The sequence below is a fragment of the Agrobacterium sp. 16-2014-1-2a genome, assembly GCF_053522705.1.
Genome location: NZ_JBNWBX010000003.1, coordinates 247352 through 262894, shown reverse-complemented (window position 1 = coordinate 262894; position 15543 = coordinate 247352). Strand labels below are relative to the sequence as shown.

The 15543-nt window shown below is 59.3% G+C and carries 11 protein-coding genes and 1 pseudogene; 10 read left to right on the top strand and 2 right to left on the bottom strand.

Features of this window, described 5'->3' with window-relative positions; translation table 11 throughout:
• Nucleotides 1-12: 12 nt before the first annotated feature.
• A pseudogene (locus ACQZ45_RS12820) lies at nt 13-1429 on the bottom strand (helix-turn-helix domain-containing protein).
• 118 nt (nt 1430-1547) lie between these two features.
• On the opposite strand from ACQZ45_RS12820, the gene ACQZ45_RS12815 reads away from it, so the two are divergent.
• From ACQZ45_RS12815 to ACQZ45_RS12780, 8 genes are all read left to right on the top strand, one after another.
• Nucleotides 1548-3080, top strand: coding sequence for an acyl-CoA carboxylase subunit beta (locus tag ACQZ45_RS12815; RefSeq protein ID WP_448742266.1), 1533 nt, complete (start codon nt 1548-1550; stop codon nt 3078-3080).
• A 100-nt stretch (nt 3081-3180) separates the two neighbouring features.
• Entirely contained in the window at nt 3181-4077 is an 897-nt protein-coding gene (gene yghU, locus ACQZ45_RS12810; RefSeq protein ID WP_003511310.1) for a glutathione-dependent disulfide-bond oxidoreductase, read from the top strand.
• Nucleotides 4078-4202: 125 nt separating this feature from the next.
• Entirely contained in the window at nt 4203-4580 is a 378-nt protein-coding gene (locus ACQZ45_RS12805; protein WP_013761770.1) for a hypothetical protein, read from the top strand.
• A gap of 35 nt (nt 4581-4615) precedes the next feature.
• Entirely contained in the window at nt 4616-5179 is a 564-nt protein-coding gene (locus ACQZ45_RS12800) for an RNA 2'-phosphotransferase (protein WP_065687909.1), read from the top strand.
• Nucleotides 5176-7179, top strand: coding sequence for an acetyl-CoA carboxylase biotin carboxylase subunit (locus ACQZ45_RS12795; protein WP_065687908.1), 2004 nt, complete (start codon nt 5176-5178; stop codon nt 7177-7179). The genes ACQZ45_RS12800 and ACQZ45_RS12795 overlap by 4 nt, the downstream gene beginning before the upstream one ends.
• A 118-nt stretch (nt 7180-7297) precedes the next feature.
• The gene (gene scpA / locus ACQZ45_RS12790; RefSeq protein ID WP_003511304.1) at nt 7298-9439 is read left to right on the top strand and encodes a methylmalonyl-CoA mutase; all 2142 of its coding nucleotides are present in this window, start codon (nt 7298-7300) and stop codon (nt 9437-9439) included.
• A gap of 13 nt (nt 9440-9452) precedes the next feature.
• Nucleotides 9453-9869, top strand: coding sequence for a methylmalonyl-CoA epimerase (gene mce, locus ACQZ45_RS12785; RefSeq protein ID WP_003511303.1), 417 nt, complete (start codon nt 9453-9455; stop codon nt 9867-9869).
• Between the two features lie 189 nt (nt 9870-10058).
• Entirely contained in the window at nt 10059-11603 is a 1545-nt protein-coding gene (locus ACQZ45_RS12780; RefSeq protein WP_065687907.1) for a glycerol-3-phosphate dehydrogenase, read from the top strand.
• Between the two features lie 19 nt (nt 11604-11622).
• Here ACQZ45_RS12780 and ACQZ45_RS12775 read toward each other — a convergent pair whose 3' ends face one another.
• The gene (locus ACQZ45_RS12775; protein ID WP_065687906.1) at nt 11623-12855 is read right to left on the bottom strand and encodes an ROK family transcriptional regulator; all 1233 of its coding nucleotides are present in this window, start codon (nt 12853-12855) and stop codon (nt 11623-11625) included.
• A 241-nt stretch (nt 12856-13096) separates the two neighbouring features.
• On the opposite strand from ACQZ45_RS12775, the gene xylF reads away from it, so the two are divergent.
• Both xylF and ACQZ45_RS12765 read left to right on the top strand, forming a co-directional pair.
• Nucleotides 13097-14137: a D-xylose ABC transporter substrate-binding protein gene (gene xylF, locus ACQZ45_RS12770; protein ID WP_003511300.1), complete on the top strand. Its 1041-nt coding sequence runs from the start codon at nt 13097-13099 to the stop codon at nt 14135-14137.
• 80 nt (nt 14138-14217) lie between these two features.
• Complete coding sequence (locus ACQZ45_RS12765; protein WP_003511299.1) at nt 14218-15531, top strand: sugar ABC transporter permease; 1314 nt, start codon at nt 14218-14220, stop codon at nt 15529-15531.
• Nucleotides 15532-15543: the final 12 nt, after the last annotated feature.

Here is a 15543-nt window from a genome sequence, read left to right as displayed (position 1 = left end):
GGCCGCGCGGCGCTAGAAGTCTGCGATCCGGTAGGGCAAGGCTCCGCGTGAGAGATGATCGACATGTAGTTTGCGTTTTAGCGGCGGTACGGCGCGCTGCACGCAATCGACCCTTTCGCAGACCCGGCAGGAAACGCCGATGGGCTTGAAGGAGGCGGTATTGGCGAGATCGAGTGTATCGGCATAGACGAAATTCTGCGCATGGGAAATTTCGCAGCCAAGCGCGATGGCATAACGTGGCCTGTCCGTGTTGAAACCGGCGCCGGCTTTTTCGATCTGTGTGGCGATGGAAAGATAGCGCACGCCGTCAGGTGTTTCCGCCAGCTGGCGTACTATCCTGTCGGAGCTTTCGAAGGCCTGATGAATGTTCCAGAGCGGACAGGCCGCGCCGAAACGGGCAAATTGCAGCCTTGTGGCGCTGTGGCGTTTGGTGATGTTGCCAGCCCGGTCGATCTTGGCGAAAAAGATCGGCACGCCGTTCTGACCAGGGCGTTGCAAAGTGCTGAGCCTGTGGGCCACCTGTTCAAGGCTCGCGCCGAAGCGCACGGCCAGAAGTTCCAGATCGTGGCGCAATTCCTGCGCGGCCCGGTGAAATTGCCCATATGGCAGGATCAGCGCGGCGGCGAAATAGTTGTGAAGGCCGATGCGACAGATTTCCGCGGCTTCGGCGCTACGGAAACCGGCGCCGGCCAGCACTCTGTCCACGGTTGCTCCCGCATGAAGCTGGGCGATCTGAAGCGCAAGCTGAAAACAGCGGGTCGGTGCTGCCATGTAGGAACTGAGCGCCAGCGTTTTGCCGGCCGGATCGAAATGCCGGATCAATCCGCCCGCCGCCTCCGTTCTGGTGATATGGACACCGAAGCGGCTGCGTAGATGGGCCGCGAGAATGCCGTAGGTCTCGCCGCCCTCTATCTCCAGTTCGTATGCAAGTTCTTCCGCCAGAAGATCGATCTCGGCAACGTAATTGTCGACGAAGTGAAAGAAATCGCGGACCTCTTCGTAAGGTGTTCTTTCCACCTGCGCGGTTCCCCGCCCCAGCCTGTCATCCAGCTGCACCAGCTGCTCGCTGTTTTGCCGGTAGGCCTGGTGGGCGCGCAAAAGCGCATGGGCAAAACCCGGTGCGTTCTGCGCAATCAGCTTCAGCTCCTGCAGCCCGGGCTCGTAATTCAGGAACAGCGGGTCTTTCAGGGCCTCGCGCACAGCGGAAACCAGCCGGTCGTTTTCGCCGGTTGCCAGCTCCGTCACGTCGAGCTGGAATTTTTCCACCAGCGTCACCAGAACGCTGGCGGAAACGGGTCGCTGATTGTTTTCGATCTGGTTCAGATAACTGGCCGAAATGCCGAGCCGTTCGGCAAACTGTGCCTGCGTGGCGGGCGTTTTCGCGAAGGCCGCGGACCTTGCGGCCGATGAAGAGCTTTTCCATAGCCATGTTGCAACTTTGCAAAAGTAAATATTGCAAATATTTATGCCACGCATACGCGCACGATCAAGGCTTCTAGGCGAATGTTTTCTAAGCTATTGATTCTGAGGAAACGCATGGAGGAAACATGCCCAACATTCTGGAGCAATTGCAGACGCGCCGCGACGAAGCGCGGCTCGGCGGCGGCGTCAAGCGCATTGAGGCGCAGCATGCCAAGGGCAAGCTGACGGCGCGCGAGCGCATCGATGTGTTGCTGGATGAAGGTTCCTTCGAAGAGTACGACATGTACGTTACCCACCGGGCGGTGGATTTCGGCATGGCCGAACAAAAGGTGGCGGGCGATGGCGTCGTTACCGGCTGGGGCACCATCAACGGCCGGCAGGTCTATGTTTTCAGCCAGGATTTTACCGTGCTCGGCGGTTCGCTGTCGGAAACCCATGCCCAGAAAATCTGCAAGATCATGGATATGGCCGTGCGCAACGGCGCGCCCGTGATTGGCCTCAACGACAGTGGCGGCGCGCGCATTCAGGAAGGTGTTGCTTCGCTCGGCGGTTATGCCGACGTTTTCAAGCGCAACGTCATCGCCTCCGGTGTCGTGCCTCAAATCTCTGTCATCATGGGGCCGTGTGCCGGTGGTGCCGTTTATTCGCCTGCCATGACCGACTTCATCTTCATGGTGCGCGATACCTCCTACATGTTCGTAACCGGGCCGGATGTGGTGAAGACCGTAACCAACGAGATCGTCACGGCGGAAGAGCTGGGTGGCGCCTCCACACACACCAAAAAATCCTCCGTTGCCGATGGCGCCTATGAAAACGACGTCGAGACACTTGAGCATGTGCGCCTGCTTTTCGATTTCCTGCCGCTGAATAATCGGGCAAAACCGCCAGTCCGGCCTTTTCATGACGATCCCGCACGGCTGGAAGCGCGCCTCGATACGCTGATCCCCGACAGTTCGAACAAGCCATACGATATGAAGGAACTGATCCATGCGCTCGCAGACGAGGGCGATTTCTTCGAGTTGCAGGAGGCGTTTGCCAGAAACATCATCACCGGTTTCATGCGTCTGGAAGGCCAGACGGTAGGCGTCGTCGCAAACCAGCCGATGGTGCTGGCCGGGTGTCTAGATATTGACAGCTCACGCAAGGCCGCCCGCTTCGTGCGCTTCTGCGATGCCTTCAACATTCCCCTGCTGACACTGGTGGATGTGCCCGGTTTCCTGCCCGGAACGGCGCAGGAATATGGCGGCGTCATCAAGCACGGCGCGAAACTGCTGTTTGCCTATTCCGAGGCGACGGTTCCGATGGTGACGCTGATTACCCGCAAGGCCTATGGCGGCGCTTATGACGTGATGGCATCCAAACATATCGGCGCTGATGTGAACTATGCCTGGCCGACTGCGGAAATCGCTGTCATGGGCGCAAAAGGGGCAGCGGAAATCCTCTATCGCTCGGAGCTTTCCGATCCGGACAAGATCGCCGCGCGCACAAGGGAATATGAGGAGCGTTTCGCCAATCCCTTCGTGGCGGCAGAGCGTGGTTTCATCGATGAGGTCATCATGCCGCATTCCTCGCGCCGCCGCATCGCTCGTGCTTTTGCCTCGCTGCGGGGCAAGAACGTCGAAACCCGCTGGAAAAAGCACGATACCATTCCGCTCTGACCTGCCCTGGGGCTGGAAAAATACTTTGGCCACCTTACTATAATGATGTTCAGGCGCCCGACCTTCGGTGCCCTCCCGAAACGCACAAGGACTGATTTTTATGGCCGAGAACTCCTCCGCAGATAATTTTCCCGCCGGATATGAAGTGCCCAAGGTCTGGACCTGGGACAAGGGTAATGGCGGCCAGTTCGCCAATATCAATCGCCCGATCGCCGGTCCCACCCATGACAAGGAATTGCCGGTCGGCAAACATCCGTTGCAGCTTTATTCGCTGGCAACGCCGAATGGCCAGAAGGTCTCGATCATGCTGGAAGAATTGCTGGCCGCTGGCCACAAGGGCGCCGAATATGATGCCTGGCTGATCAAGATCGGCGAAGGCGACCAGTTCGGCTCCGGTTTTGTCGGCGTCAATCCGAACTCCAAGATCCCGGCGCTGATGGATCATTCGACGCCCGAGCCGACCCGGGTTTTCGAGAGCGGCTCGATCCTCGTCTATCTCGCGGAAAAATTCGGCGCTTTCCTGCCGAAAGAGGGCAATGCCCGCACGCAGGCGCTGAACTGGCTGTTCTGGCAGATGGGTTCCGCCCCCTTCCTCGGCGGCGGTTTCGGCCATTTCTACGCCTACGCCCCGATCAAGATCAAATATGCTATCGACCGTTACGCCATGGAGGTTAAACGCCAGCTTGACGTGCTTGACCGTCATCTGGCCGACAACCGTTATCTGGCGGGCTCGGAATATACGATTGCCGACATGGCCGTCTGGCCCTGGTATGGCAAGATCGCGCTCGGCCAGGCTTATGGCGATGCCGGTGCTTTCCTTGAAGCGGCCGGTTATAAGAACCTTATGCGCTGGACGCTTGAAATCGGCGAACGACCTGCGGTCAAGCGCGGCGTGATCGTCAACAAAACTTCGGGCGATCCGTCCGAACAATTGCACGAACGCCACGATGCCTCCGACTTCGAGCAGAAGACGCAGGACAAAATCGGCAAGGCATAACGAAAAGACTAGAGCGCTTCTGGTTTTAATAGGACCATGAAAGCGCTCTAATTATTTGAATTTACGCATATCCGGACGTAAAAGCGGACCTGCTTTTAATGGAAATGCTTCTGGAAGGACAAAAGATGGCGAACCTGCCCGAAATGACCAAACACAAGGGATTTCCCTCCGGCATGCCGAGCACGGGCATCCAGTTCACCATCCGCCGCGCCAATCCAAAAGGGGTAACGCCCATCAAGATGATACCTCGAAGGGCGCGGGACGATTCCAAGGAACACCGCATCGATGCGGCCTTCCTGCACTCGCTCTGGCACCATTTTGGTCCCGAGCCGTTCGAGCGCGGTAATCTCGACGCGGCCCGCCTCAGCCTGCTGTTCGGCCGCGAGGTCTTGCCGGCGGAAAAGAATTTCGATCCGCTTTCCTACCAGGCGATGCTTGTCATCGACGAGCGCGTCGCCCGGCAGAATTTCCCGGAATCCTTCGAGAACTTTTTCGAGATTTGAGTGTGCTGTCATCCGCCAATAGGGAATGAAATTCAATGTCGACGGCCACCAGCAAATTCCTGAGCTATGTTCTGCGACATGCGCCCGAAAGCATCGGGCTTACCTTGGATGCTCAGGGTTGGGCGGATGTCGGAGATCTATTGGCAAAAGCAAATGCGAGTGGCACGCTGCTCGACGAGGCCGGTCTGCGTGCGGTCGTTACCGAAAGCGACAAGATGCGTTTCACCCTTTCGGAAGATGGGCACCGCATCCGGGCCGCGCAGGGGCATTCAGTAAAGGTCGATCTTGGTAGCGCTCCTTTAGAACCACCGCCGCAGCTTTTCCATGGTACTGCGACACGTTTCCTAGATGCTATCCTGCAGGAAGGATTGCGACCGGGCAGCCGGCAGCAGGTTCACCTTTCGGCAGACAGCGTGACGGCACATGCGGTCGGCCAGCGGCACGGAAAACCCGCCATCCTAATGGTTGATGCCAGTCGGATGTTTGCCGCTGGCCACAGCTTTTTTCAAGCCGACAATGGTGTCTGGCTGACCGATGCTGTTCCCGCTGCGTATCTGACGCTGATTGAGAATCATACTTTGGAAGGCGATGGCAAATGATCAAGAAAATTCTCATCGCCAATCGCGGCGAGATCGCCTGCCGGGTCATCAAGACGGCGAAGAAGATGGGCATTGCGACGGTTGCCGTCTATTCGGATGCTGATGCCAATGCTTTGCATGTGAAGATGGCGGATGAGGCCGTTCATATCGGTCCGGCGCCCTCGTCGCAGTCCTATATCGTCATCGATAAAATCCTTGCTGCGATCGAGAAGACCGGGGCTGATGCGGTGCATCCCGGCTATGGCTTCCTGTCGGAGAACGCTGCCTTTGCCGAGGCGCTGGAGAAGGCGGGTGTGATCTTCATCGGCCCGCCGGTCGGCGCTATCCAGGCCATGGGCGACAAGATCACCTCCAAGAAGCTAGCGGCGGAAGCCGGTGTTTCCACCGTGCCCGGCCATATGGGGCTGATTGGGGATGCAGATGAGGCGGTGAGGATCGCCTCCGAGATCGGTTATCCCGTGATGATCAAGGCCTCGGCCGGCGGCGGCGGAAAGGGCATGCGCATCGCCTTTAACGATGCGGAGGCGCGCGAGGGTTTCCAGTCGTCAAAAAACGAGGCGAAATCTTCCTTTGGGGACGATCGCATCTTCATCGAGAAATTCGTCACCCAGCCGCGCCATATCGAAATTCAGGTGCTGGGCGATCAACACGGCAATATCCTTTACCTTGGCGAGCGAGAGTGCTCGATCCAGCGCCGCAACCAGAAGGTCATCGAGGAAGCGCCATCGCCCTTTCTTGATGAGGCAACGCGCAAGGCCATGGGCGAGCAGGCCGTGGCTCTGTCGAGAGCAGTCGGTTACCATTCGGCCGGAACGGTGGAATTCATCGTCGATGGCGAGCGCAATTTCTACTTTTTGGAAATGAATACGCGCCTGCAGGTGGAACATCCGGTAACGGAACTCGTCACAGGCATTGATCTTGTCGAGCAGATGATCCGCGTGGCATCAGGCGAAAAGCTGTCCTTCGGGCAGACCGATATAAAGTTGAACGGCTGGGCAATCGAAAGCCGGCTTTATGCCGAAGACCCGTATCGTAATTTCTTGCCCTCCATCGGCCGGTTGACACGGTATCGCCCGCCGCAAGAGGGCGAGCAGGAAAACGGCACCGTGATCCGCAACGATACCGGCGTCTTCGAAGGCGGTGAAATCTCGATGTATTACGATCCGATGATCGCCAAGCTTTGTAGCTGGGCAAAGGATCGTGAAACCGCCATCGATGCCATGGGGCAGGCGCTGGATCGTTTCGAAGTGGAGGGCATCGGCCACAATCTGCCGTTCCTCTCGGCTGTCATGCAGCACGAGCGTTTTCGGGCCGGCCGTTTGACGACGGGTTTTATCGCCGAGGAATTTCCGGAGGGCTTTTCCGGGGTCGAACCCGATGAGGCCTCCGCGCGCAAGCTCGCAGCCATCGCCACCGTTATCCACCAGCGGCTTCAAAACCGTGCGGTCGAAATTTCCGGTACCATTGGCAATCATCGTCGCATTGTCGGTCAGGACTGGGTGGTTTCGCTTGGTCGATCCCGTCGAAGCGTCAGCGTGGAGACCGGTGCTGAAGGCATGGCAATCCGTTTTGAGGATGGTGCTGCGCTGACAGTCGCTACCGGCTGGCTTCCCGGCCGCAGCCTTGGCCTGTTCACGGTGGCGGGCGAGGTGATCGCCGCCAAGGTCGATCTTGCCGGTGCGGCGGTTCGCCTGCGCTGGCGCGGCATGGATGTTCTCGCCCATGTGCGCAGCCCGCGCGTGGCGGAACTGGCGCTGCTGATGCCGGAAAAGCTGCCGCCCGATACGTCGAAACTGTTGCTCTGCCCGATGCCGGGCGTCATCACCGGGATCTCGGTTGGCGAGGGGGACGAGGTGGAAGCCGGTCAGGCGCTGGCGACGGTGGAGGCAATGAAGATGGAGAACATCCTGCGTGCGGAAAAACGCGGCCGGGTCGCCAAAGTGTCGGCAAAGCCGGGCGATAGCCTCGCCGTGGATGAGGTCATCCTCGAATTTGAATAGGGCTTGATACCGTTTTTGAGGAACGGATGAGGGGCGGAGCGGGTTACGGGGTAGGCTGGATTTCGGTCACGATCACCAGTCACAGTACTGAAAATGAAATGCAGAAGGGGAGATATGCATGTCGGGTGAAAAAACGGTGCGGGATTGGCTGCAGCTTGCCGAAAAAGAGCTGAAGCGTTCACCGGATGCACTCGTCTGGCATACGCCCGAAGGCATTGACGTCAAACCGCTTTACACGGCCGATGACCTGAAAAAGGCTTCACATCTCGATGGCCTGCCGGGCTTTGCACCCTTCACGCGCGGCCCGCGCGCCACCATGTATGCCGGGCGGCCATGGACGATCCGCCAATATGCCGGGTTTTCGACTGCCGAAGCTTCCAACGCCTTTTACCGCAAGGCGCTCGCCGCCGGCCAGCAGGGTGTTTCGGTCGCCTTCGATCTTGCCACTCATCGCGGATATGACAGCGACCACTCGCGCGTTGAAGGCGATGTCGGTAAGGCGGGCGTAGCGATCGACAGCGTCGAGGACATGAAAATCCTGTTCGATGGCATACCGCTCGAAAAGGTCTCCGTCTCCATGACCATGAACGGGGCCGTCATTCCGGTGCTCGCCAATTTCATCGTTGCGGGGGAAGAGCAGGGTGTCTCGCGTGCCGCACTTTCCGGCACCATCCAGAACGACATTCTCAAGGAGTTCATGGTCCGCAACACCTATATCTACCCGCCCGAGCCTTCGATGCGTATCATTGCTGATATCATTGAATATACGGCGAAGGAGATGCCGAAATTCAACTCCATTTCGATATCCGGCTATCACATGCAGGAGGCAGGTGCCACGCTGGTGCAGGAGCTTGCCTTCACGCTGGCGGATGGGCGGGAATATGTGCGGGCCGCCCTTGCCAAGGGACTGAATGTCGATGATTTCGCCGGCCGCCTGTCGTTCTTTTTTGCCATCGGCATGAATTTCTTCATGGAGGCCGCAAAGCTGCGCGCCGCCCGCTTCCTCTGGTCGCGCATCATGGAAGAGTTCAAGCCGCAAAAGGCGTCGTCGCTCATGCTGCGCACCCATTGCCAGACATCCGGTGTGTCTCTTCAGGAACAGGACCCTTACAATAACATTGTCCGTACCGCTTTCGAGGCCATGTCCGCCGTGCTGGGCGGCACACAATCGCTGCACACCAATTCCTTTGATGAAGCCATTGCCCTGCCGACAGAATTTTCCGCCCGTATCGCCCGCAACACCCAGCTTATTCTCCAGCATGAAACCGGCGTCACCAAGGTCGTCGATCCGCTGGCCGGTTCCTACTACGTCGAAAGCCTGACGGATGAACTGGCGCAAAAAGCCTGGGCGCTGATTGAGGAGGTGGAGGCGCTTGGTGGCATGACCAAAGCGGTGGCCGAAGGCCTGCCCAAAAGATTGATCGAGGAAGCGGCCACGCGTCGGCAGGCGGCCGTGGACAAGGGCGAGGAAGTCATCGTCGGCGTCAACCGCTACCGTCTGGAAACCGAGGAGGATATCGACGTTCTCGATATCGACAACGCCGCCGTACGCGCCGCGCAAATCCGCCGCCTTGAGGACACCAAACGTCGCCGCGACGGCGGGGACGTCTCGAAGGCGCTGGCGGCATTGTCTGAGATTGCCCGCAGCGGCAAGGGTAATATTCTCGAGGCGGCAGTCGTCGCCGCCCGCGCCCGCGCCACCGTCGGCGAGATTTCCGATGCGCTGCGTGCCGTCTTCGGCGATTACGTTGCCGTGCCGGAAGTGGTGGAGGATATTTACGGCGAGGCCTACAAGGACGAGCCGGAGCTTGCCACGCTCGCTACGCGGCTTTCCGGCGTGGCAGAACGGCTCGGCGTCAAACCGCGCATCATGGTCGCAAAGCTCGGGCAGGACGGGCATGATCGCGGCGCGAAGGTTATCGCGTCGGCCTTTGGTGATATCGGTTTCGATGTGCTGGCCGGGCCGCTGTTCCAGACGCCTGCCGAGGCAGCCGATCTTGCGGTTCAGAACAAGGTGCATGTGGTCGGCATGTCGTCGCTTGCCGCAGGCCACAAGACGCTCGCGCCGCAGCTTGTGGAGGCGCTCAAGCAGAAGGGTGCCCAGGACATCATCGTCGTCGTCGGCGGCGTCATCCCGCGCCAGGATTACCAGTTCCTGCTCGACCACGGCGTTTCGGCAATTTTCGGACCCGGCACCAATGTCATGGATGCGGCCAACAAGGTTCTCGATCTGCTGGAAGGCATCCGGCGCAACGCGTGAGAGGAGTACGGCCATGTTCGGAAGATTGAACCACGTCGCCCTTGCCGTGCCCGATCTTAATGCCGCGGTTTCGCGATACAGGGCGCTTGGCGCTCAAGTTTCCGAGCCGCAATCCCTGCCCGAACACGGCGTGACAGTGGTTTTCGTTCAGGCTGACAATACCAAGATCGAACTTCTTCATCCGCTTGGAGAGAACTCCCCGATTACCGCCTTCCTCGAAAGAAATCCGGGTGGCGGCACGCATCATCTGTGCTTTGAGGTGCCGGATATTCTGGCCGTGCGAGACGATCTCGTCCAAAAAGGCATCCGCATTTTAGGTGATGGCGAGCCGAAGATCGGCGCGCATGGCAATCCCGTTCTCTTCCTGCATCCAAAGGATATGGGCGGCGTGCTTTACGAGCTTGAGCAGGTCACTCCGACACACGTCTGAAACACAGACCCCGTACCGACATCCCGAAACACGCTGGCGAAGTGATTCACCGGCGGCAGTTGCCGTTCGCTTGTGCTAGAAACATGGGTTTCGTTTATTTTCTTTTGACATTCGTTTTGTTTTCGTTTTTATGACGATAATCTTTCAACGTAGGGGGAAATGGTCCCCGGCGCTGTCTTGGGAGGCTCTATGTCCGGCGAAAACATATTCGATCTTTTTGTCATCGGCGGTGGCGTGAATGGTTGCGGCATTGCCCGCGATGCCGTGGGTAGGGGCTATTCCGTGGCGCTTGCGGAAAAGGGCGATTTTGCCTCCGGTACGTCTTCGGCAGCCACCAAGCTCATCCATGGCGGCCTGCGTTATCTCGAACATTATGAGTTTCGTCTGGTGCGCGAAGCCTTGATGGAGCGTGAAATTCTGTGGGCCATGGCCCCGCACGTCATCTGGCCCATGCGCTTCGTCCTGCCGCTCCAGAAAGGCGGCGTGCGTCCGGCATGGATGGTCCGGCTTGGCCTCTTTCTTTATGACAACCTCGGCGGCCGCAAGCTTTTGCCGCCGACGCGCACGGTCGATCTTCGGCAAGACCCGGCAGGCAAACCTCTGAAGCCGGTCTTTGCCAAGGCTTTCGAATATTCCGACGGCTGGGTGGACGATGCCCGTTTCGTGGTTCTGAATGCGCGTGACGCGGCGGATCGCGGTGCGACGATCATGAACCGCACGCGGGTCGTTTCCGCACGGCGCGAAGGCGGCGTGTGGCTTATCGAGACGCTGGACGAAAAGACCGGCCGTTCAGCCACGCACAGAGCGCGCATGCTGGTGAATGCCGCTGGCCCATGGGTGGATAACGTGCTGTCCGGCGTGTTCGGGCGCAACGATGTGCACAATGTTCGTCTCGTGCAGGGCAGCCACATTATCGTGCGCAGGAAGTTTTCCGATCCGCGCGCCTATTTCTTCCAGAACCCGGACAACCGCATCATCTTCGCCATTCCCTATGAGCAAGATTTTACGCTGATCGGCACCACGGACCGCGACTACAAGGGCGATCCGGCCAAGGTGCGCATCTCCGAGGAGGAGATTTCCTATCTCTGCAATGCCGCCAGCGAATACTTCAGCGAGCCGGTGAAGCCGGATGATATCGTCTGGACCTATTCCGGCGTGCGCCCGCTTTTCGATGATGGCGCTTCAAAGGCGCAGGAAGCCACACGCGACTATGTGCTGAAGGTTGAAGAGGCAGAGGGCGAAGCGCCGCTGCTCAATATCTTCGGAGGCAAGCTGACCACCTACCGGCGGCTGGCGGAACATGCTCTGGAAAAGATCGGCGCAGCCATCGGAGAAAAGGGCAATCCCTGGACGGCGGGATCGTATCTGCCGGGCGGTGACTTCGGGGCGGAGAGATATGACGCCCAGGTGAGGGCGCTTGTCTCCCGTTACCCATTCCTTGATGGACGCCATGCCGAGCGGCTCATCAGAAACTACGGCACGAAGGCTGCGGAACTGCTCGGTGTCGCCACCGATGTTTCCGGCCTCGGCCGGCATTTCGGCGGCACACTTTACGAATGCGAAGTGCGCTGGCTGGTGGAACACGAATGGGCCTTTGCAGCCGAGGATATTCTCTGGCGGCGCACTAAACAGGGCCTGCGGTTGAGCAGGGACGAGGCTGCCGCTCTGGATGAATTCGTTTCCACGCTGACTGGTGTCAAGGAAAAGGGCGAAGCCGTGACGGAGCAGGCCTGAGCTTTTAAGAGTTGTCCCGTCAGTTCCCCGAGTTCCTTGCCGCTCTTTCAGGGCCATCGGCGCTCAATATATAGTCGTCGGCGGCGGACAGAGCGTGTTCCATATGCCCTTCGAACACCAGTTCCGGTTCGTTGGGCGCGATGCCGATTTTTGGCATTCCGCCGAAGCGTACCGACTGCGATTGCGCAAGGCCATCGTGAAGGCCGATTTCCAGAAGATCGAAGTAGCGTGTGCCGGGGCCAGTGATGAAGACCGGCATATGGCCGTGCAGGCTGAACAGACGTGAAAGGCCGTTGCCGAGTGCAAGCCCGGCTGTGCGGAAGGCAAGCCGCGCCATGCGCCCGCCGGCGCGGGCGGAAGCGGCGATCTTGTCCACTTCGGCAATCGGCACGAATTTTGCCGGTTCCGCCTGCGGCGGGGCCTCGAATGCCGAACGCAGGATTGCATAAAACCCTGAATAGGCCTCGATACAGCCTCTGGTGCCGCAGCGGCAGAGGGCGCCATCGGCCAGATGCAGCATATGTCCGAAATTGGGGGCGCTAACCTCTATCCCGCCACCCGCGGCGCGGGCAATGCCGAGGCCAATGCTGTGGCCGAGCGACAAGGTGACAAGTGCCTCCGGTTTCGGGCCGTCCTTTGCCTGCTCCTGTATCCAGATGGCTTTTGCGGCCAGCAGCGTTTCGTTGTTCAGCGTCACGCGGATGCGGCCGTCCTGAGAAATGAGCTGCTGGAAATCTATCTTTTCGGTGCCGAGCACCGGTGACCAGACGAGCACCGCCGCTGCCGCGTCCACAAGCCCCTTGCTGCTGATCGACACCTGAAGAATGTCGTGCCGGTCGATGCGCGAACGGTCCGCAAGCCGTGCAAGGCCGGAGAGGATCGAGCCGCCGAATGACCCTTTTTCAGCCGTGATCCTCTGCTCGGTGAAGCGGTCCACCAGCTTGCCGGCATAGTCGACCAACGAATATTGCACGCTGTCGGACGAAATGATGACGATGGCGACGTGGCAGAAAGCACCATCAGGCCCAAAGAGGATGCGCGGCCGCCCACGCCCTGCGGCGGCTAGCTGCTCTTTGCGCAGGATGAGGCCGGCCCGCTCGAGTTCCATGGTGATTGCGGAAACGGTGGCGGAGGCAAGCCCGGTGAAGGAGGACATGTCCGTATGGGAGAGGCTGCCATGAAGGCGCAGCGCTGCCATCACCGACAGGCTGTTTTTCTGGCGCACCAGTTCCGTGCTTGCAATGGCGGACATGGGCTGGGGTATGCTCCCTGAACGGCTTTTTCCTGTCGTGCTTATCCCCTCTGATGGCGCACGCCACGAGCAAGATCAAGGCACCCGGATGCTGCCCGCAGCCGTTGTTGACAGCATGGGAAATCTCTGACATTAATTTTCTCGACTGTCGAGAAAATTGTGAAATCACAGAGCCCGACAGCTTTTTCCGGGCGTTTTCCCTGCATGGAGGTGCAGGCTTCGCCCTTACCGGGAGGACATCATGAATTCGTTTGCCAAGCTTTTGGCGGGTACAGCTGTACTCGTTTCCCTGCACACCGCAGCCATTGCTGCTGATCTCGTCGTTGGCGTTTCCTGGTCCAATTTCCAGGAAGAGCGCTGGAAGACGGATGAGGCGGCAATCAAGGCAGCTCTCGACAAGGCCGGTGCGAAGTATATTTCCGCCGATGCGCAGTCGTCCGCCGCAAAACAGCTGACTGACGTGGAATCGCTGATTTCCCAGGGCGCCAATGCGTTGATCATTCTTGCGCAGGACAGCGACGCGATTGGCCCGGCCGTTGAAAAGGCCGTCGCTGAAGGTATTCCGGTGGTGGGTTACGACCGCCTGATCGAAAACAAGAACGCCTTCTACATCACTTTCGACAACAAGGAAGTCGGTCGCCTTCAGGCCGCCGAAGTCTTCAAGGTCAAGCCGGAAGGCAACTACGTCTTCATCAAGGGTTCGTCTTCCGATCCGAATGCGGACTTTCTTTTTGCCGGACAGCAGGAAGTTCTGAAGGCCGCTGTCGACGCGGGCAAGATCAAGAATGTCGGCGAAGCCTATACCGATGGCTGGAAGCCGGAAAATGCCCAGAAGAACATGGAGCAGTTCCTGACCAAGAATAACAACAAGGTCGATGCGGTCGTCGCCTCGAACGACGGAACGGCCGGTGGCGCAATTGCCGCTCTTGCCGCGCAGGGCCTCGCAGGTTCTGTTCCTGTATCCGGTCAGGATGCGGACTTCGCCGCGCTCAACCGCGTAGCGCTCGGCACGCAGACGGTATCTGTCTGGAAGGATAGCCGCGAACTCGGCAAGGAAGCTGCCGGCATCGCGCTGGAACTTGCGGGCGGCAAGAAGATGACGGAAATCAAGGGCGTTGCCGCTTTTGATGGCGGTCCGAAAAAAGTGACGATGCAGTCAGTCTTCCTCAAGCCCATCGCCATTACCAAGGACAATCTGAACGTCGTCATCGACGCCGGCTGGATCAAGAAGGAAACGGCCTGCCAGGGTGTAAAGGCCGGATCCGTCAAGGCCTGCAACTGAGACCGCTAGGTTGATGTTTGGGCGCCGCGCCACTGATACGTGGCGCGGCGCCTTTCAGATGTAAGGAGGACCGGCAGTCCATGGCCGACATGACACAATCCAATTCCACAGCGTCCCCCAAGACGGAAAAGACGGGCTCGATTTCGCGTTTCATCAGTGCCACGGAGCTTGATACCCGGCTGCTCGGCATGGTCGGCGCGCTTCTTCTGATCTGGATCGGTTTCCATATTCTTTCGGGCGGGCTGTTCCTGACGCCGAGAAACCTCTGGAACCTCTCCGTCCAGACCGCTTCGGTCGCGGTGATGGCGACAGGCATGGTGCTTGTCATCGTTACCCGCAACATCGATCTGTCGGTCGGGTCGATCCTCGGTTTTTCCGGCATGATCATGGGTGTCATGCAAGCGGAAATCCTGCCGCAGCTCCTCGGCTTTGAACATTGGGCGACATGGATCGTCACGCTTCTGGTCGGCATTCTCGTCGGTGGAGCGATCGGCATGCTGCAGGGCTCGATCATCGCCTTCCTGAACGTGCCGTCCTTCATCGTCACGCTTGGTGGTCTGCTGGTCTGGCGCGGTGGCACATGGTTCGTCACCAGCGGCCGCACCGTGGCGCCGATGGATTCCACCTTCCGCCTGATGGGTGGCGGCACCAGCGGCTCGATCGGCGCGACATGGAGCTGGATCGCAGCCATTGTCGCCTGCGTCGCCATTGTTGCGGCAATCCTGAATTCCCGCCACCAGCGTCGCCGTTTCGGTTTTCCGCTGCGGCCCGTCTGGGCGGAATATTTCCTGGTGGCACTTGGCTGCGTCGTCGTCGTCGGTTTCGTAGCTGTCGTCAACAGCTATCCCTGGCCGGTCAACATTGCCCGCAACTATGCCGATGCCAATGGCATTACCTGGCCGGATGGTGGCCTGTTCATTCCGCACGGCATTGCCATTCCGGTGCTGATGGCGCTTGCCGTCGGTGCTGTCATGACCTTCATCGCGACGAGGCTTCGCTTCGGGCGTTATGTTTTCGCCATCGGCGGCAACCCGGAAGCGGCGGAGCTCGCCGGCATCAAGACCCGCTGGGTCACGGTGAAGATTTTCACGCTGATGGGCGTTCTCTGCGCCATCGCGGCGGCAATCTCGACTGCCCGCCTCAACGCGGCCACCAATGCTCAGGGTGAATTGGATGAACTTTATACGATCGCGGCGGCGGTCATCGGCGGCACGTCGCTCGCCGGCGGCGTCGGCACCATAGCGGGCGCGATGCTCGGCGCGCTCGTCATGCAATCGCTGCAATCCGGCATGGTGCTTGTGGGCATCGATACGCCCTTTCAGCGCATCGTCGTCGGTGTGGTTCTGGTCGTCGCCGTCTGGCTCGACACCATCTACCGCGCCCGCGCCAAGTAAGAACCGAGGAGA